Raw genomic sequence first — 15061 nt, forward strand, 5'->3', positions numbered from 1 at the left:
GCCAAGAAGTTTTGCCGCCTTGCCTGTGCTTATGGTGTTTTCCATGAACACCATTATGGACTAATTTGCACTTTTTGTAATACGAGAGTTAGCTCCTTCAATCCTCATCTTCCCGCCCTCTGGCGAGCCCTTGGGCGTAAAGCCGGTTCTTGGACGCGCCAGTCAATTCCACCGCCAGCCGCACCGCCTCGCCGAACGGCACCCCGGCCTGCGTCAGGCGCGCGAGCACCCTCCGCCCCTCTTCCTCGCGCGCGGCCTGCGCCTCTCCCGGACCCAGAATGAGGACGAACTCGCCGCGCGTGCGCTCGGGGCGCTCCTCGAGCCAAGCAGGCATCTGCGCAAGTGGCAGGCGCACCGTTTCCTCGAAGCGCTTGGTGAGCTCGCGCGCAAGGAAGAGTTCGCGCGTCCCGCCCAGCACCTCCAGCATGTCGGCCACGCTCTCCCGCACCCGGTGCGGCGCCTCGTAGCACGCCACCGGCACTTCCTCGGCCGCGAGCGAAGCCAGGAGCTTGCGCCGCGCCGCCTGCTTCGGCGGCAGAAACCCGATGAAGCGAAACCCCGGCTCGACGAAACCGGCCACCGACAGCGCCGCGATCACGGCGCTCGGCCCCGGCACCGGCACCGCCGCGAAGCCGGCCGCGCGCACGGCGGCGACGATGCGCGCGCCCGGATCGCAGATGCCGGGCGTGCCCGCATCGGAAATCAGCGCCACGTGTTCGCCACGCGAAAGCCGCACCACGATCGCCTGCGCCGCGGCCTGCTCGTTGTGCTCGTGCGCCGGCAGCATCGGCGTGCGGATGCCCCAGGCATCGAGCAGCCGCTGGCTGTGGCGCGTGTCCTCGGCCGCGATACAATCGACCCCAGCAAGTACCGCGCGCGCCCGCGGACTCAGATCGGCCAGATTCCCCAAAGGGGTAGCCACCACGTAGAGCGCCGGCGCGGCCTGACGCCACGCCCCCTGCGCGATCACTTCCGGATCCATCGCTCACGCCCATGACACGAAAACCCGATTTTGCGCCCAATCCCGCCCCCGCCACAAGCGCCCGCGCCGTCGGCACCGCGTACGAGGCGCTCGCCGCCGCCTGGATCGAACGCCAAGGCGTGCGCCTGCTCGCGCGCAACGCCGCCAGCCGCCGCGGGGAGATCGACCTCATCGGCCTGCACCACGGCACGCTCGTCTTCTTCGAAGTCCGCCACCGCCGGCGCAGCGACTACGGCGGCGCCGCCGAGAGCGTCACTGCCGCAAAACAGCGGCGCATCCTCGCTGCGGCCCGCTACTGGCTCAACGGTCCCGCAGGGCGACACCATATGGACCGCCCCTGCCGCTTCGACGTGCTCGCCTTCGACGGCGAAGCGCAGATCCCCGAGTGGATCCAAGGCGCCTTCGACCTCGGCGCGGCATGGTGAGCGACACGCCATGTTAGACTAAATCGATGGATCTGATCGAACACCTCACCGAGCCCTTCCTCTTCCAGGCCGCCCTCTTGCAGGAGACGGCACCGGCGCTCGCCGCCCCCTGCGCCGCGGCCGCCGAGATTCTCGCGCAGAGCCTGCTGCAGAGCGGCCGCATCCTCGTCTGGGCCGAGGGGCCGGAACGGGCGCTCGCCGAGCTCTTCGTGCAGCGCCTGTGGCATGGGCTCGACCGCGAGCGCCCGCCGGTGGCGGCACTGCGGCTCGAAGGCGAAGGAGAGGACGTGCTTCGCCCCTTCACGGCGCTGGCGCAGCCGGGCGATACGCTCGTCTTGCTCTTCGCCCGTCCGAATCCGACCGCCACGGCGCTGCGCGAGGCCGCCCACGAAAACGGCATCGCCCTGGTCGCGCTCGGCACCGACCCCGCGGGCACATGGTTCGCCGAACTCGCCGGCAGCGACGTCCCGCTGGAGCTGCCGGAACTGCCGCCGTCGCGCCACGGCGAACTCATGCTCTTCACGCTCGATCTTCTCGTCGAAGCCCTCGACGCCGTTCTCCTCGGAGATTTCGCATGACCCGCATCCCTCTGCGTTCCACCCTCGTCCTGTTCGCGATCGCTGCCGCGACGGCGCTGCCGCTTGCCGGCTGTTTTCCCATCATGGCGGGCGGCGCGGCGGTAACCGCCTCGGTCGCCTCCGACCGGCGCACCAGCGGCGCCATGGTCGACGACGAGGCGATCGAATGGAAAGTCGGCGACAAGATCGCCCAGCGCCTGGGCGATCGCGTCCACATCAACGTCACTTCCTACAACCGCATCGTGCTGCTCACGGGCGAAGCCCCGCGCGAGACAGACAAGGCGCTGGCCGAGCAGCTCGCCCGCGAGACCGACAACGTGCGCGACGTGGTCAACGAGATCCAGATCGCCAACCCCACCTCGCTCGGCTCGCGCGCGAGCGATTCGAGCATCACGGCGCAGGTCAAGGCCCGCTTCGTCAACCAGAGCAAAGGCGCCTTCGCCGCCAACCATGTCAAAGTCGTCACCGAGAACGGCGTCGTCTACCTCATGGGGCTCGTCACCCGGCGCGAGGCCGACGCCGCCACCCAGATCGCCCGCACCACCAGCGGCGTGCGCAAGGTCGTGCGCGTCTTCGAATACATCCCCGAAGAAGAAGCCCGCCGGCTCGACCGCCAAGGCGCCGAACCCAAGGATACGCCGAAAGGCAACCCCTGATTCAGGCTTTCACGTCGAGGTGCGAGACGGTGCCGACGCTGCCCGACTCGCGCAGATAGATTCCCGTGCTGCGCAGCATCCCCAGAGCCTGGCTGCCGTCGGTCACCGTCAGCGGCGTCGCCGCCCGCGCCAGGCCGATCGCGCCGACGTCCGCCTCGGGCAGCGCGATCAAGGCATCGCGACGATACGGATGCCAGACGTAGAGCTGCGACCACGCCGGGTCGCTCTCGTCGATCCAGCCGTTGCCGTCGGTATCGAGCGCAGCGAGTTCGCCGAAGCCGTCGCCGGTGCTCGGACCGAAGAGCTCCCGTCCGTCATCGACGCGGCCATTGCCATCGCGATCGAACACGAGGAACCCCTTGCCGCTCGTCGGCAGCGGCAGATTCACCTCCGAGCCGTCGCCGTGCAGATCGAAGCGAAAGCCGAAGTCGCGCAATTCCGCCTCCGTGTCGGCGAAATCGAGCACCAGCGGATCTTGCGCCTCCGCACCGAACGCCGCCCGCACCTCGGTGGCGGTGGCGCGCGTGAGCGCCAAGCCCAGAGAAAACTCGATGCTGCGCCCGTCGGCCGTCTGCACGCGGCCACTCGCCGAGAAGGAGAGCTGCTCCACCGTCAGGGTACGCACCGTCAGCGTCCCGCCCAAACCGGTGCCGCTGCTGGCTGAACTACTGGCGGAATCTTCGGGCACGCGAGCGGCCGCCGGCACTTCCGCCGATGGCGTCTCGATCTGACGGACTTCGACCAGATCGATCGAACGCCCCAAAGCCCACTCGAGCAGGCGTTTCAACACCTGTAAAGACGGGGACAAATCCCCCTCCTCCTGCACCGGCTCGGTCGGAATCGCGGCGGAAGTCTGCATCTGCCGCCCCGCCTCCTGCAGCCGCGCGGCGGCCTCATCCCTGCTTCCGCTCGCCCCCTCCTTCCGCCACGTCAGGCGTAGCGACGCCTCTTGCCGTTGCCACGACGCAGACTGCGATTCCATCGCCACCCGTGAATCCACGATCTTCATGGCCCCTCTCCCCCGGAACGTCTTGGGTGTGTTTACGGCAAATGCCAAAAAAACTTGAGGCCATAAAGGGTTGTGTGCCAGTTCAAGCCCCCCTGCCGCGGACCCGCTCAGTACACCACGATCTCCGCCTCCAAGCTGCGCCAGAGATACCACGTCGCCGCCGTGCGCCACGGACGCCAGCGCTCGCCGGCTTCGAGCCACACCCGCCGCGGTGCCTTCTGCGGCAGCCCTGCATGGCGCACGAGCGCCCGGCGCAGACCCAGGTCGTCGATCGGCCACACGTCCGGCCGCCACAGATGGAAGATGAGGAACATCTCCGCCGTCCAGCGACCGACGCCACGCACGGCGAGCAGCGTGCGCAGGATCTCCTCGTCGCCCATCTCCCGCCAGCGCCGGGGATCGAGCCGCCCGGCGATGAAATGCTCCGCCAGACTGACGAGCCAGGACGCCTTGGCGCCGGACAGGCCCGCCTCGCGCAGGCGCGCCGCCCCCGCCTGGAGCACGGTCTGCGGTGAGATCGCCCCGAGTCCTCCTTCGAGCCGCTCCCACACCCGGCGCGCCGCCTGCACCGACAGCTGCTGCCCGACGATCGCCCGGGCGAGCGTGGCGAATGCATCGCCGGAGGGCGCCACGGCGGGCGGCCTTGACCGCGCGATCAGCGTCGCGAGCAAGGCGTCGCGCGCCCCCAGCGCCGCGCAGGCTTCTTCCCACCACTCGGGAGCCATCCCCCCTTCGCTCATGATCCTCCCTCGCGTGCGGCGAGCGCCGTGAGCAGCCGCTCGTGGATGCCCTCGAAACTGCCGTTGCTCATCACGAGGATCGCATCGCCCGGGCGCGCCTGCGCGACGATTCCGGCCACGAACGCCTCGATCTCCTCGCCCACCGTCGCCCGCACCCCGAGCGGGGCCAGCGCCTCGCGCGCATCCCAGCTCAGACCCCTGGCGTAGCAATGCACCCGATCCGCTCCGGCGAGCGCCTCGGGCAAGGCGGCGCGCATCACGCCCAGTTTCATCGTGTTCGAACGCGGCTCGAAGACCGCGATCAAGCGCCCCGGCACGCGCGGACGCAGCGCGGCGATCGTCTCGCGGATCGCCGTCGGATGATGGGCGAAATCGTCATAGACCGCCACGCCGGCCACGACCCCGCGCCGCTCCAGCCGCCGACGCACGCCGCGGAATTCGGCCAGCGCCGCGAGCCCATCCTGCGGACGCACCCCGACGTGGCGCGCCGCGGCGAGCGCCGCGAGCGCATCGAGGGCGTTGTGCCGCCCCGGCACCGGCAGTGCGATCTCGCCCAGCGGGCGCCCCTCGCAGAAGAACTCGGCCGAAGCGCCGTCTTCCGCGACCGCCACCGTCCATTCCGCATCCGGACCCGGCACCAGCCCGAAGCGCTCCACCTGCGACCAGCAGCCGCGGGCGAGCACCCGTTCGAGTGCCGCTTCGCCGGCGAGCGCCACGATGCGCCCCGAGCGCGGCATCGTGCGCACCAGATGGTGGAACTGCGTCTCGATCGCCGCCAGATCGGGGTAGATGTCCGCGTGGTCGAACTCCAGGTTGTTGAGAATCGCCGTGCGCGGCCGATAGTGCACGAATTTCGCCCGCTTGTCGCAGAAGGCCGTGTCGTACTCGTCGGCCTCGATCACAAAGAACGGCCCCGCCCCCAACTGCGATGAACGCGCGAAATTTCCCGGCACTCCACCGATGAGAAAACCCGGAGCGAGCCCGTTCGCCTCGAGAATCCAGGCGAGCATCGAACTCGTGGTCGTCTTGCCGTGCGTTCCTGCCACCGCCAGCGTCCACCGGCCGGGCAGGATGTGCTCGGCCAGCCACTGCGGCCCGGAGACGTAGGGCAGCCCCCGGTCGAGGATCTCCTCGAGCAATGGGTTGCCGCGCGAGATGGCATTGCCCACCACGAAGACATCGACCGGCAGATCCGCCTGCTCCGCCCCGTAGCCCTCGATCCAATCGATCCTCTCGGCCTCGAGCAGCTCGGACATGGGCGGATACACATTCGCGTCACAGCCGCTGACCTCGTGCCCGGCCTGCCGCGCCAAAAGCGCGAGGCTTCCCATGAAGGTGCCACCGATCCCCAGCACATGGATGCGCATCGCCTCTTACCCCTCGAGCGGAAAAACGCCGATGGTAAAATGCCCCACGATCCTGCACAACCCGTGGAACGCCCATGCCCAGCAGCCGCACCTTCGAGTCGCTCGACGCCCGCGAAGAGATCGCCGAGCTTGCCGCGCGGCTCATCTACGACGAAGGCATACGAGACTATGCGCTCGCCAAGCGCAAGGCCGTCAAGCAGCTCGGGTTGTCGCCGCGCACCATGCTGCCCACCAACGAAGCGATCGAAGAAGCGCTCGCGCGCCGCGCCGCCGAATACCAGGACGAGGACGACGCCGAGCGGCTCGGGCGCATGCGCCGCGCCGCCGCCGAAGTGATGCGCTGGCTCGAGCCCTGGAGCACCTACCTCGTGGGCCACGTGCTCGAGGGCACCGCCGGGCCGCTGTCGGTCGTCGACATCGACCTCTACGCCGAGAGCGCCAAGGAAGTCGAGATCTTCCTGCTCAACCACCCCTGGCTGCGTTTCGACGTCCACACGCCGCGCGCCGGTGGCGCCAAAGAACCCGAAACGGTCTTCGAGTTCGACTGGCACGGCGTGCCGGTGAGCCTGCGCATCTGGCCCCTGTCGAGCGAGCGCAACCTCAAGCGCAGCGAACACCGGGCGCGGCTGCCGGCCGTCCTTGCCCTGCTCGAACCGCCCGCCTCTCTTTCTCCGGCCGAGCCCGCGCGATGACCTCCGCCGACCAGGAAGAGGCATCCTCCCCATTCCTACGGCGCCGGCGGCTGCTCGCCGCCCTCGCTGCCCTGGGGTTAGGGGGAACCCTCCTGTGGCTCGCCCGCCCCCAGGGCGACCCGGCGGCGCACGCGGCGCTCTCCCGCCTCATCTATGCCAAGCTGCAAGAGCCCGACGGAACCCCCAGGCGCATCGCCACCGACTGGCGCGAGCGCGTGCGCATCGTCAATTTCTGGGCCACGTGGTGTCCTCCCTGCCGCGCCGAGCTGCCGCTGCTCGCCGCCGCGAGCCAGGCGTGGCCGGAAGAAAAAGTACAATTCCTCGGCCTCGCGCTCGACGACAAAGAGGCCGTGCGCCGCTATCTCGAACGCACCCCCTTGCCCTATCCCGTCCTCCTCGCCCCGCCCGCGCTCCTCGATCTCACCGTCCCCCTGGGCAACCGCCGCCGGGTCCTTCCCTTCACCCTGGTGATCGACCCCCACGAGGAACAGGTCGCCGCCCAGGTCGGACCCGTGACCCGCGCCAAGCTCGACGGCTGGATCCACGCCGCCCTCACGGACGACGCCGCGTCCCGTTGATTTCCAGCAATTTCCCGTTGCACCTTCTCATCCAACGCCTTGCCCGGGCGCATGCTATGATGAAAATAGACACTTTTTCCTCGGAGACTGCCATGTCCCTCTCGTTGCGGCATCTTTTTCTGTTGTTCTTCCTGTGCTTCGGCGTGAGCCTCGCCCATGCCCAGGGGACGGTCTCGTGCCCCGAGTGCGGTGTCGTCGATTCGATCCACGTCGTCAAGCGCGACTCACCGGGCGTGCTCGGCGCGATCGGCGGCGGTGTCGCCGGCGGCCTCGTGGGCAGCCAGATCGGCTCCGGCTCGGGCAAGACGGCGGCCACCGTCATTGGCGTGGTCGGCGGTGCGCTCGCCGGCCGCGAAATCGAGCGACGCCTGCGTTCCGACGAGGAATACGAGATCGTCGTGCGCATGGACGATGGAACCTACCGTTCAGTACGTACCGACAAGACCCCCACCGTTCGCGCCGGCCAAAAAGTTCGCGTCCTCGGCGATACCGTCGTGCCGCGCTGAGCCGCATCCTGCGCGTGCGCGCCGGTAGATTTTGTCGGCGATTTGCGGCAAACTTCGGGTTTCGATCACGAAACCCGGAGCGGGCACGATGCAAGATCCTTCCGGCCCCGGCACCGACGAACGCTCGGTGCCGCGCATTCTCGTCCTTCACGGCCCCAATCTCAATCTGCTCGGCGTGCGCGAGCCTCAAATCTACGGCCGCACCACGCTCTCCGACATCCACGCCCGGCTCGAAGCGCGGGCGCAGGCCGCCGGTGCCCGCCTCGAATCCTTTCAGAGCAACCACGAAGGCGAGCTCGTCGACCGCATCCAGGCGGCGATGGAAGAAGGCGTAGACTTCATCCTCATCAACCCTGGCGCCTACACCCATACCAGCGTGGCGCTGCGCGACGCCCTCGCGGCGGTGAGCATCCCTTTCATCGAAGTGCACCTCTCCAACATCCATGCCCGAGAGCCCTTCAGGCATCACTCCTACCTCTCCGACCAGGCCGTCGGCGTCCTCTGCGGCCTGGGTGCCTACGGCTACGAGGCGGCGCTCGAATACGCCTTGCGTGCACTGAACGCCGCCGACTGACCTCTCAACCTCTTCGACGCGGAAACTCCATGGACCTGCGCAAAATCAAGAAACTCATCGACCTCGTACAAGAATCGGGCATCGCGGAGCTCGAAATCACCGAAGGCGAAGAAAAGGTGCGCATCGCCAAGCACCCGCCCACCAACTTCACCATGCCCGCACCTGCCGGCCCTACGGTCGTCGCCTCTCCCGTGCCGGTGGCCCCGCAGGCCGTCGCCGCCCCCACCGAGCCGGCCCCTTCTGCCGAATCGGCACTGCCCGCAGGGCACATCGTCAAATCCCCCATGGTCGGCACTTTCTACCGCGCCCCCTCGCCCACCGCGGCGCCATTCGTCGAAGTGGGAAGCAAGGTCAAGCCGGGCGACCGCCTGTGCATCATCGAAGCGATGAAACTCATGAACGAGATCGAATCCGACGTCGCCGGCACCGTCACCGCCATCCTGGTGGAGAACGGCGAACCCGTCGAATACGGCCAGCCCCTCTTCGTGATCTCGTAAAGGATTTCTCCCCGATATGCAAGCTCCTCCTTTCAAGAAAGTGCTGATCGCCAACCGCGGCGAGATCGCGCTGCGCGTCCTGCGCGCCTGCCGCGAGCTGGGCATCCGCACCGTGGCCGTGCACTCCGAGGCCGACCGCGAAGCGAAGAACGTGCTGCTCGCCGACGAGTCCGTCTGCATCGGTCCGGCCCCTTCGGCCCAGAGCTACCTCAACATCCCGGCCATCATCGCCGCGGCCGAGGTCACCGACGCCGAGGCGATCCACCCCGGCTACGGTTTTCTCTCGGAGAACGCCGACTTCGCCCAGCGGGTCGAGGCTTCCGGCTTCGTCTTCATCGGTCCGCGGCCCGAGACCATTCGCCTGATGGGCGACAAGGTGAGCGCCAAGGCGGCGATGAAAGAAGCCGGCGTACCTTGCGTACCCGGCTCCGACGGAGCGCTCCCGGAAGACCCCGATACCATCCTTGCGCTCGCGCGGCGTATCGGCTACCCCGTCATCATCAAGGCGGCCGGCGGCGGCGGCGGACGCGGCATGCGCGTGGTGCACACCGAAGCGGCGCTCCTCAACGCCGTGGCCATGACGCGCAGCGAGGCCCAGGCGGCCTTCGGCAACCCTACCGTCTATCTCGAAAAATACCTCGAACGCCCGCGCCACATCGAGATCCAGGTACTCGCCGACGAACACGGCCACGCCGTGTGGCTGGGCGAGCGCGACTGCTCCATGCAGCGCCGCCACCAGAAAATCCTGGAAGAGGCCCCTGCACCGGGAATCGACCGCAAGAAGATCGCCGCGCTCGGCGAGCGCTGCGTCGACGCCTGCCGACGCATCGGCTACCGCGGTGCCGGCACCTTCGAATTCCTCTATGAAAACGGGGAGTTCTACTTCATCGAGATGAACACCCGTATCCAGGTCGAGCACCCGGTCACCGAGATGATCACGGGCATCGACCTGGTACAGGCGCAGATCCGGGTAGCCGCCGGCGAGAAGCTCTGGTTCCGGCAAAAGGACGTCGTCCTGCGCGGTCACGCCATCGAATGCCGCATCAACGCCGAGGACCCCTACAAATTCACCCCAAGCCCCGGGCTCATCACCCACTGGCATCCGCCCGGCGGCCCCGGCGTGCGGGTCGATTCGCACGTCTACACCGGCTATCGCGTGCCGCCGCACTACGACTCGCTCATCGGTAAGCTGATCGCGCACGCCGATACGCGCGAAGGGGCGATCGCCAAGATGCGCGGCGCGCTGCAGGAGCTCGTCATCGACGGCATCCACACCAACGCCCCGCTGCACTTCGAGCTGATGAACGACGGCCCCTTCCGCGACGGCGGCGTTTCGATCCACTATCTCGAGCAATGGCTCGAAGCGCGGCGCACCGCGGCGGAGCGCAGCCGATGAGCGCAGCCGAGCCGCGCTGGCTCAACGTCCGCCTCACTGCCCCGGCCGAGCTCGCCGAGCGGCTCTCCGAAGCCTTGCTCATCCACGGGGCGCTCTCGGTCGGCATCGAGGACGCCGACGCCGGCACGCCAGCCGAGCGGCCACAGTTCGGCGAACCCGGGCTGCACCCGGAGCGGCTGTGGGAGCGCTCGGTAGTGCTCGCCCTCTTCGAGGCCGAAGCCGACTGGCGCGCGAGCCTCGCGGCCGCCGCGCGCAGCATTGGGCTCGCCCAGGTACCCGAACCCATCGTGGAACCGCTCGCCGATGCCGACTGGGTGCGGCTCACGCAGAGCCAGTTCGACCCCATCCCCATCGACGGCCGGCTGTGGATCGTCCCCTCCTGGCACGAATCGCCCGATCCCAGTGCGATCACGCTCACCCTCGATCCGGGACTCGCCTTCGGCACCGGCTCGCACCCCACCACCCGCCTGTGCCTGCGCTGGCTGCTCGCGCACGTGCGCCCGGGCGACACGGTGCTCGACTACGGCTGCGGCTCCGGCATCCTTGGCATCGCGGCGGCCAAGCTGGGCGCGGCGCGCGTGGTTGGCGTCGACATCGACGACAAAGCGCTCGAGACGGCCCGCTACAACGCCGAGCGCAACGGCGTGGCGCTGGAACTGCACCACGCCCGCGACCTGCCGCCCGGCACCTTCGACCGGGTCGTGGCCAACATCCTCACCAAGCCGCTGTGCGTGCTCGCCCCTCTCATCGCCCAGGCCGTGCGTCCCGGAGGGGAACTCGCCCTCTCCGGCATCCTCGCCGAACAAGCCGAGGAGGTCGTGGCCGCCTACGCCCCGTGGATCGCGCTCACCGAGGGCGCCGAAGACGAAGGCTGGATCCGCCTCGAAGGGATGCGCCCCGCATGAACGCCCTGCGCCGCGTCCGCTGCCCCCATTGCCAGACCGTCTTCCGCGTCGACCCGGCCAAGCTCGAGCGCTCCCGCGGCTGGGCACGCTGCGGCCACTGCCTCGAGCCGTTCGACACCGCCCGCCATGCCCTCGATGCCGCAGCCGAACCCGCCCAACGGCTCGATTTCGACCGCCTGCTGCACACCCCCGCGCCGCCCGCCCCCGAAACCAACGCGGCGACGCTGCCCGAACTCGACCAACCGACCGTCTTTAGCCCCGCCTGGGAAGCCATTGCCAGCGGTGATCGCCAGCAGAGCGAACGGACGCCCGCAACCTCGTCCGCCGCTGCGCCCGCCAACGAACCGCACCGCGAGACGGACAGGGAGCAAGCGCCTAGTTTCCCGGCCGAACCGCTGCTGAGCGAACCGCCGCTCGTGCCCACGACCTTCCCCTTCGAGCGGCAACCCCCAGGCCCCTCCCCCTTCGCACTCCTCGCCGTGCTGCTCCTGCTCCTCGCGGCGCTCGCCCAAGTCGCCTACCTCTGGCGCCAGGAATGGATCCAGCGCTTTCCGCAGACCTTCTCCTACTGGGAACAGATCTGCCAGGAATTGGGCTGTACCGTCTCCCCGCCCGTCGACCTGCAGCAACTCGTGCTGGAGCATTCCGAGCTCATCCGCGAGCCCGCGCCGGGGCGCTGGACGCTCACGTTTGCGCTGCGCAACCGCGCTGCCTACCCCTTGCCCTGGCCCACGCTGGAACTGACGTTGAGCGACGCCATCGGCCGTACGCTCTTGCGCCGCCCCATCCCGCCGCAGGAATGGGGGGCGACGGGCCCCTACTTCCCGCCCGGAGAACGGGTGGAACGCACCCTCGCCCTGGAAACTTTCGAAGCCGGCATCGTCGGCTATGAACTCAGGCCGATCGCTCCCTGAGCCTCAGCGCGCCACCCGCGTCGTGCCGCCGTCGTTGACCACCCGCACCCGCTCGCCGACGCGAAAACCTTCGCCCTGATCTTCCTGCACCACCGCGATCACCCGTCCGTTTTCGAGGCGAACCGTCACTTCCACACCCGGTTTGCGCGTGGCCACCTCTTCCAGCGCGGCCCCGGCGAGGCCGCCGGCCACCGCGCCCACCGTCGCCCCGACGATCTCGCCGCGGCCCCCACCGACGCCGCTGCCCGCCACGCCGCCGACCACCGCCCCGGCGCCCGCCCCCAAGGGGGATTTCGTGCCTTCGAGCTGCACGGGACGGACTGCCTCGACCACGCCGTACTGCACCGTCATCATCCGGCGCGCTTCTTCCCGGCCATAGGTTCCTCCGCCCAGACCCGAAGCGCACCCGGCCGCGGCAAGCGCCGCCGCCAGCGCCAGTGCCGCCCCCAAGCCTTGCATCTTCCCGCTCACTGCCATGGCCAATCCTCCTGATAGGTTTCCTCATAACGCCGCGCGAGTTCCTCGTGCCGCAGCGTGTAATTCTGCGCTCCGCGCGAGGCGATCTTGATTGCGCCGAGCACGGCACCCAGACGCACCGCCCGGATCCAGTCGCTGCCCGAGGCGACTGCATGGAGAAGGCCGGCGCGGAAGGCATCGCCACAGCCGGTCGGATCGACCACCGCATCGGGGCGCACCGGCGGCACCTCGAAGCGCTCGCCCTCGACGAAGACCCAGGCGCCCAAAGCCCCCCGTGTCACGACGAAGGCCTCGACCCGCGCGGCCAAGGCCACCAGCGACAGACCCGTGCGCACCTCCATGAGCTGCGCCTCGTAATCATTGACGGCGCAGACCCGTGCCGGTTCCAGGCACTGCAACAACTGCTTGCCGGAAAAAAGGGGCAGGGCCTGCCCCGGATCGAAGGCAAAAGGAATGCCAGCCTCGGCGAGCGCCGCACAATGGGCGATCATCCCCTCGAGACCATCGGGGGCCACGATTGCCCACTGCCCGTTCATTTTTCCTGCCACCGGATTGCGATGCGACGAAGCCATCGCCCCCGGATGAAAGGCGGTGATCTGGTTGTCGTCGAGGTCGGTGGTGATGAAGGCCTGCGCCGTGTATTCCCCCGGCAGCACGGCGATCCCCTCACGCGAGATCCCCAGCGCCCCGAGCCGGTCGAAATACGGCTGCGCGTCCTCCCCCACGGTGGCGACGATTACCGGCTCGGAACCCAGCTGCTTCAAGCCGTAGGCGATGTTGCCGGCGCAGCCGCCGAACTCGCGCCGCAGCCTGGGTACGGTGAAGGCCACGTTCAGCATGTGGATCTTGTCCGGCAGAATGTGCTCGCGGAAACGATCCTCGAACACCATGATCGTGTCGTAAGCCATCGACCCGCACACCACGATACGCGCCATCGCCGCTCCCTTCATCGCCTTGCCGAGTAGAGGGCGATTATACGGGAGCGACGAGGATGCAGGCGGTAAATCCACCCGGGAGCGGCGCCAAAAAAACCGCCTCATGCACACCCCCTGAGCGAGGCCGGCGGAAATCCGCACGACGCCGCCACGCAGCCGCGGCGCAGCCCGTCCGCGGCGTCCCTTTATCCGCTACCATGCGCCGGTCACCCACTCGCACCGCCGATCGCCATGCCCCGTCCCGTTCCCCGACCGATCCGGGCGCTGCGCTTCGCCCTCCTCGCTCTGCATCTCGCCACCGGGCTCGCCACCATCGTCCTGCGCTTTCCTTTCGCCGATGCCGCCACCCGCGCCCTATTGCGGCGGCGCTGGTCGCAACGCCTCCTCGCCCTGTGCGGCATCGAGGTGGAGCGGCACGGCGAATTCGCCGCCGGCGCCTTGCTCGCCCTCAATCACGTCTCCTGGATCGACGTCTTCGTCGTCCTGTCGCAGACCGACGCCACCTTCATCGCCAAGGCGGAAGTGCGCCGCTGGCCGCTCATCGGTTGGCTCGCGGCGCGCAACGGCACCATTTTTTTGCGACGCGGCAGCCGGGGCCACGCCGCCGCGCTCGCCCGCGAGCTCGTGTCGCATCTGCGGCAAGGACAGAGCGTGGCCCTCTTCCCCGAAGGCACCACCACCGACGGCCTGTCGCTGCACCCCTTCCACGCCGCGCTGCTGCAGCCAGCGATCGACGCCGGCGCCCCGGTTCAGGCCGTGGCCATCCGCTACTATGACGCGAGCGGCCGACGCACCACCGCCGCGGCCTTCTACGGCCAGATGACGCTCATGCAATCGCTATGGCGCATCGTGAGCGAACCGCGGCTGCGTGCCCGCATCGACGTTTCCCTGCCCTTTTCCATCCACGGTATCGACCGCAAGGCGCTCGGCCGTGCCCTCGAAGCCTGGATCCGCGAGCGCGTGCAAGAAGACCTCGCGTGATCCCCCTCTCTTCCGCCCCCGGATCGTGCTTGGCGAGTCGGGGCAACGGAACAGACGCGGCGTTGCACTTCCCCCTCGTGTCGCCGATCCCAGGCTTTCAGGGCATAATGCGCTCCATGCGCTTCCTTGGAAAGCTCGCCATGCATGGTTCCATCCACGAGATCAAAGTCACCCTGCTGCGCCTCTTGCGTCTGCGGCAACGTGATGCGGCGCGTGGACACCCTCGCCTCGCCGTCAATACCAAAGTCATTGACGATGAGGGATTGCGCCGTCTGATGGCCGAAGGAACGCTCTCGTGGAACGGGGGCAAACCTCAACCCAAGGTGCCAGTTACGCTGTCTTCTGGCGGCACCCCCGTCAGCCAAGGGGTGATCGAGGGACGGGGGTGATCCTCTTCTGCGACACTTCTGCTCTGGTCAAACTCTACGTCGAGGAAGTTGGCAGCGCAGCGATGCTTGCCGCCGTTGCTCAGGCCCGGCTGGTTGCCGTCGTGCGCATCGCTTGGGCCGAAGCCATGGCGGCGCTGGCGCGACGCCTCCGTGAGCGTCCTGCCGATGCGGTCGCCATCGACACCGTGCGCGCCAGGCTGCGGGACGATTGGTCGAGCTACGCCATCGTCGAAGTCACGCAACCGCTCGTCGAGCTCGCCGGCACTCTTGCCGACGCGTTTGCGCTACGCGGCTACGACAGCGTCCAGTTGGCGGCCGCGCGGACGGTGCAGCAAGCCAGCAACGATGAGTTGTGTTTCGCCTGCTTCGATGCCCGGCTCACGCAAGCCGCAACACTGCTGGGCATGAGCCCGTTACGCATACGATCGTCCCAATGAGCCCTCGCCCCGAACAAGGCCAG

20 protein-coding genes are annotated in these 15061 nt (G+C 68.5%); 14 read left to right on the forward strand and 6 right to left on the reverse strand.

All coding sequences use genetic code 11. The annotated features are described in order from the left end of the window. Positions 1-97 precede the first annotated feature (97 nt). Positions 98-982 (reverse strand): 16S rRNA (cytidine(1402)-2'-O)-methyltransferase, encoded by an 885-nt coding sequence (gene rsmI / locus OA56_RS07430; RefSeq protein WP_461584405.1) that lies wholly within the window; start codon positions 980-982, stop codon positions 98-100. An 11-nt stretch (positions 983-993) separates the two neighbouring features. Between rsmI and OA56_RS07435 the strand changes: the two genes are divergently transcribed. The 3 genes from OA56_RS07435 to OA56_RS07445 are packed head-to-tail and all read left to right on the forward strand — an operon-like array spanning position 994 to position 2641. Beyond that, positions 994-1407 (forward strand): YraN family protein, encoded by a 414-nt coding sequence (locus OA56_RS07435; RefSeq protein ID WP_055422619.1) that lies wholly within the window; start codon positions 994-996, stop codon positions 1405-1407. Between the two features lie 26 nt (positions 1408-1433). Next, complete coding sequence (locus OA56_RS07440; protein ID WP_055422618.1) at positions 1434-1985, forward strand: phosphoheptose isomerase family protein; 552 nt, start codon at positions 1434-1436, stop codon at positions 1983-1985. Then, on the forward strand, positions 1982-2641 hold the full coding sequence (locus OA56_RS07445) for a BON domain-containing protein (protein ID WP_461584408.1): 660 nt from the start codon (positions 1982-1984) through the stop codon (positions 2639-2641). The genes OA56_RS07440 and OA56_RS07445 overlap by 4 nt, the downstream gene beginning before the upstream one ends. Before the next feature lies 1 nt (position 2642). On the opposite strand, the gene OA56_RS07450 is transcribed toward OA56_RS07445, so the two are convergent. From OA56_RS07450 to mpl, 3 genes are all read right to left on the reverse strand, one after another. Beyond that, complete coding sequence (locus OA56_RS07450) at positions 2643-3650, reverse strand: hypothetical protein (protein ID WP_461584410.1); 1008 nt, start codon at positions 3648-3650, stop codon at positions 2643-2645. Positions 3651-3757: 107 nt separating this feature from the next. Further along, complete coding sequence (locus OA56_RS07455) at positions 3758-4390, reverse strand: DNA-3-methyladenine glycosylase family protein (RefSeq protein WP_461584412.1); 633 nt, start codon at positions 4388-4390, stop codon at positions 3758-3760. Beyond that, complete coding sequence (gene mpl / locus OA56_RS07460; RefSeq protein WP_461584414.1) at positions 4387-5757, reverse strand: UDP-N-acetylmuramate:L-alanyl-gamma-D-glutamyl-meso-diaminopimelate ligase; 1371 nt, start codon at positions 5755-5757, stop codon at positions 4387-4389. The genes OA56_RS07455 and mpl overlap by 4 nt, the downstream gene beginning before the upstream one ends. 74 nt (positions 5758-5831) lie before the next feature. On the opposite strand from mpl, the gene OA56_RS07465 reads away from it, so the two are divergent. The 8 genes from OA56_RS07465 to OA56_RS07500 all read left to right on the forward strand — a co-directional run bounded on the left by OA56_RS07465 (position 5832) and on the right by OA56_RS07500 (position 11819). Next, positions 5832-6449 carry a hypothetical protein gene (locus OA56_RS07465; RefSeq protein WP_055422614.1) on the forward strand — a complete coding sequence of 206 codons (618 nt, stop codon included), beginning with the start codon at positions 5832-5834 and terminating at the stop codon, positions 6447-6449. Next, entirely contained in the window at positions 6446-7027 is a 582-nt protein-coding gene (locus OA56_RS07470; protein WP_461584416.1) for a TlpA family protein disulfide reductase, read from the forward strand. The genes OA56_RS07465 and OA56_RS07470 overlap by 4 nt, the downstream gene beginning before the upstream one ends. A gap of 92 nt (positions 7028-7119) precedes the next feature. Beyond that, entirely contained in the window at positions 7120-7533 is a 414-nt protein-coding gene (locus OA56_RS07475; protein ID WP_461584418.1) for an outer membrane lipoprotein, read from the forward strand. Between the two features lie 88 nt (positions 7534-7621). Next, complete coding sequence (aroQ, locus tag OA56_RS07480) at positions 7622-8107, forward strand: type II 3-dehydroquinate dehydratase (RefSeq protein WP_055422611.1); 486 nt, start codon at positions 7622-7624, stop codon at positions 8105-8107. 29 nt (positions 8108-8136) lie between these two features. Then, positions 8137-8604: an acetyl-CoA carboxylase biotin carboxyl carrier protein gene (gene accB / locus OA56_RS07485; protein WP_055422610.1), complete on the forward strand. Its 468-nt coding sequence runs from the start codon at positions 8137-8139 to the stop codon at positions 8602-8604. Positions 8605-8620: 16 nt separating this feature from the next. Then, positions 8621-10000 (forward strand): acetyl-CoA carboxylase biotin carboxylase subunit, encoded by a 1380-nt coding sequence (accC, locus tag OA56_RS07490; RefSeq protein ID WP_461584421.1) that lies wholly within the window; start codon positions 8621-8623, stop codon positions 9998-10000. Then, the gene (prmA, locus tag OA56_RS07495) at positions 9997-10905 is read left to right on the forward strand and encodes a 50S ribosomal protein L11 methyltransferase (protein WP_461584423.1); all 909 of its coding nucleotides are present in this window, start codon (positions 9997-9999) and stop codon (positions 10903-10905) included. The genes accC and prmA overlap by 4 nt, the downstream gene beginning before the upstream one ends. Then, positions 10902-11819: a DUF3426 domain-containing protein gene (locus tag OA56_RS07500; protein ID WP_461584425.1), complete on the forward strand. Its 918-nt coding sequence runs from the start codon at positions 10902-10904 to the stop codon at positions 11817-11819. The genes prmA and OA56_RS07500 overlap by 4 nt, the downstream gene beginning before the upstream one ends. A gap of 3 nt (positions 11820-11822) precedes the next feature. Here the strand turns inward: OA56_RS07500 and OA56_RS07505 are convergent, their stop codons facing one another. Together OA56_RS07505 and OA56_RS07510 are read right to left on the reverse strand one after the other, a co-directional pair. Next, positions 11823-12296, reverse strand: coding sequence for an outer membrane lipoprotein (locus OA56_RS07505; RefSeq protein WP_461584427.1), 474 nt, complete (start codon positions 12294-12296; stop codon positions 11823-11825). Beyond that, complete coding sequence (locus OA56_RS07510; RefSeq protein ID WP_461584429.1) at positions 12287-13231, reverse strand: carbohydrate kinase family protein; 945 nt, start codon at positions 13229-13231, stop codon at positions 12287-12289. Before OA56_RS07510 ends, OA56_RS07505 begins: the two co-directional genes overlap by 10 nt. Before the next feature lie 231 nt (positions 13232-13462). Here OA56_RS07510 and OA56_RS07515 point away from each other — a divergent pair, with 231 nt between their 5' ends. The 3 genes from OA56_RS07515 (at position 13463) to OA56_RS07525 (ending at position 15038) form a co-directional block, all read left to right on the forward strand. Next, the gene (locus OA56_RS07515; protein ID WP_461584431.1) at positions 13463-14212 is read left to right on the forward strand and encodes a lysophospholipid acyltransferase family protein; all 750 of its coding nucleotides are present in this window, start codon (positions 13463-13465) and stop codon (positions 14210-14212) included. 140 nt (positions 14213-14352) lie between these two features. Beyond that, positions 14353-14601 (forward strand): hypothetical protein, encoded by a 249-nt coding sequence (locus tag OA56_RS07520; protein ID WP_072247883.1) that lies wholly within the window; start codon positions 14353-14355, stop codon positions 14599-14601. Then, positions 14598-15038, forward strand: coding sequence for a type II toxin-antitoxin system VapC family toxin (locus OA56_RS07525; protein WP_055422602.1), 441 nt, complete (start codon positions 14598-14600; stop codon positions 15036-15038). The genes OA56_RS07520 and OA56_RS07525 overlap by 4 nt, the downstream gene beginning before the upstream one ends. Positions 15039-15061: the final 23 nt, after the last annotated feature.

This window comes from Tepidiphilus sp. HLB4 (assembly GCF_054823945.1).

What these genes read in the sequence shown, in the direction of transcription:
- rsmI (WP_461584405.1), bottom strand. Translation starts at nt 982, where the DNA reads ATGGATCCGGAAGTGATCGCGCAGGGGGCGTGGCGTCAGGCCGCGCCG.
- OA56_RS07435 (WP_055422619.1), top strand. Translation starts at nt 994, where the DNA reads ATGACACGAAAACCCGATTTTGCGCCCAATCCCGCCCCCGCCACAAGC.
- OA56_RS07440 (WP_055422618.1), top strand. Translation starts at nt 1,434, where the DNA reads ATGGATCTGATCGAACACCTCACCGAGCCCTTCCTCTTCCAGGCCGCC.
- OA56_RS07445 (WP_461584408.1), top strand. Translation starts at nt 1,982, where the DNA reads ATGACCCGCATCCCTCTGCGTTCCACCCTCGTCCTGTTCGCGATCGCT.
- OA56_RS07450 (WP_461584410.1), bottom strand. Translation starts at nt 3,650, where the DNA reads ATGAAGATCGTGGATTCACGGGTGGCGATGGAATCGCAGTCTGCGTCG.
- OA56_RS07455 (WP_461584412.1), bottom strand. Translation starts at nt 4,390, where the DNA reads ATGAGCGAAGGGGGGATGGCTCCCGAGTGGTGGGAAGAAGCCTGCGCG.
- mpl (WP_461584414.1), bottom strand. Translation starts at nt 5,757, where the DNA reads ATGCGCATCCATGTGCTGGGGATCGGTGGCACCTTCATGGGAAGCCTC.
- OA56_RS07465 (WP_055422614.1), top strand. Translation starts at nt 5,832, where the DNA reads ATGCCCAGCAGCCGCACCTTCGAGTCGCTCGACGCCCGCGAAGAGATC.
- OA56_RS07470 (WP_461584416.1), top strand. Translation starts at nt 6,446, where the DNA reads ATGACCTCCGCCGACCAGGAAGAGGCATCCTCCCCATTCCTACGGCGC.
- OA56_RS07475 (WP_461584418.1), top strand. Translation starts at nt 7,120, where the DNA reads ATGTCCCTCTCGTTGCGGCATCTTTTTCTGTTGTTCTTCCTGTGCTTC.
- aroQ (WP_055422611.1), top strand. Translation starts at nt 7,622, where the DNA reads ATGCAAGATCCTTCCGGCCCCGGCACCGACGAACGCTCGGTGCCGCGC.
- accB (WP_055422610.1), top strand. Translation starts at nt 8,137, where the DNA reads ATGGACCTGCGCAAAATCAAGAAACTCATCGACCTCGTACAAGAATCG.
- accC (WP_461584421.1), top strand. Translation starts at nt 8,621, where the DNA reads ATGCAAGCTCCTCCTTTCAAGAAAGTGCTGATCGCCAACCGCGGCGAG.
- prmA (WP_461584423.1), top strand. Translation starts at nt 9,997, where the DNA reads ATGAGCGCAGCCGAGCCGCGCTGGCTCAACGTCCGCCTCACTGCCCCG.
- OA56_RS07500 (WP_461584425.1), top strand. Translation starts at nt 10,902, where the DNA reads ATGAACGCCCTGCGCCGCGTCCGCTGCCCCCATTGCCAGACCGTCTTC.
- OA56_RS07505 (WP_461584427.1), bottom strand. Translation starts at nt 12,296, where the DNA reads ATGGCAGTGAGCGGGAAGATGCAAGGCTTGGGGGCGGCACTGGCGCTG.
- OA56_RS07510 (WP_461584429.1), bottom strand. Translation starts at nt 13,231, where the DNA reads ATGGCGCGTATCGTGGTGTGCGGGTCGATGGCTTACGACACGATCATG.
- OA56_RS07515 (WP_461584431.1), top strand. Translation starts at nt 13,463, where the DNA reads ATGCCCCGTCCCGTTCCCCGACCGATCCGGGCGCTGCGCTTCGCCCTC.
- OA56_RS07520 (WP_072247883.1), top strand. Translation starts at nt 14,353, where the DNA reads ATGCATGGTTCCATCCACGAGATCAAAGTCACCCTGCTGCGCCTCTTG.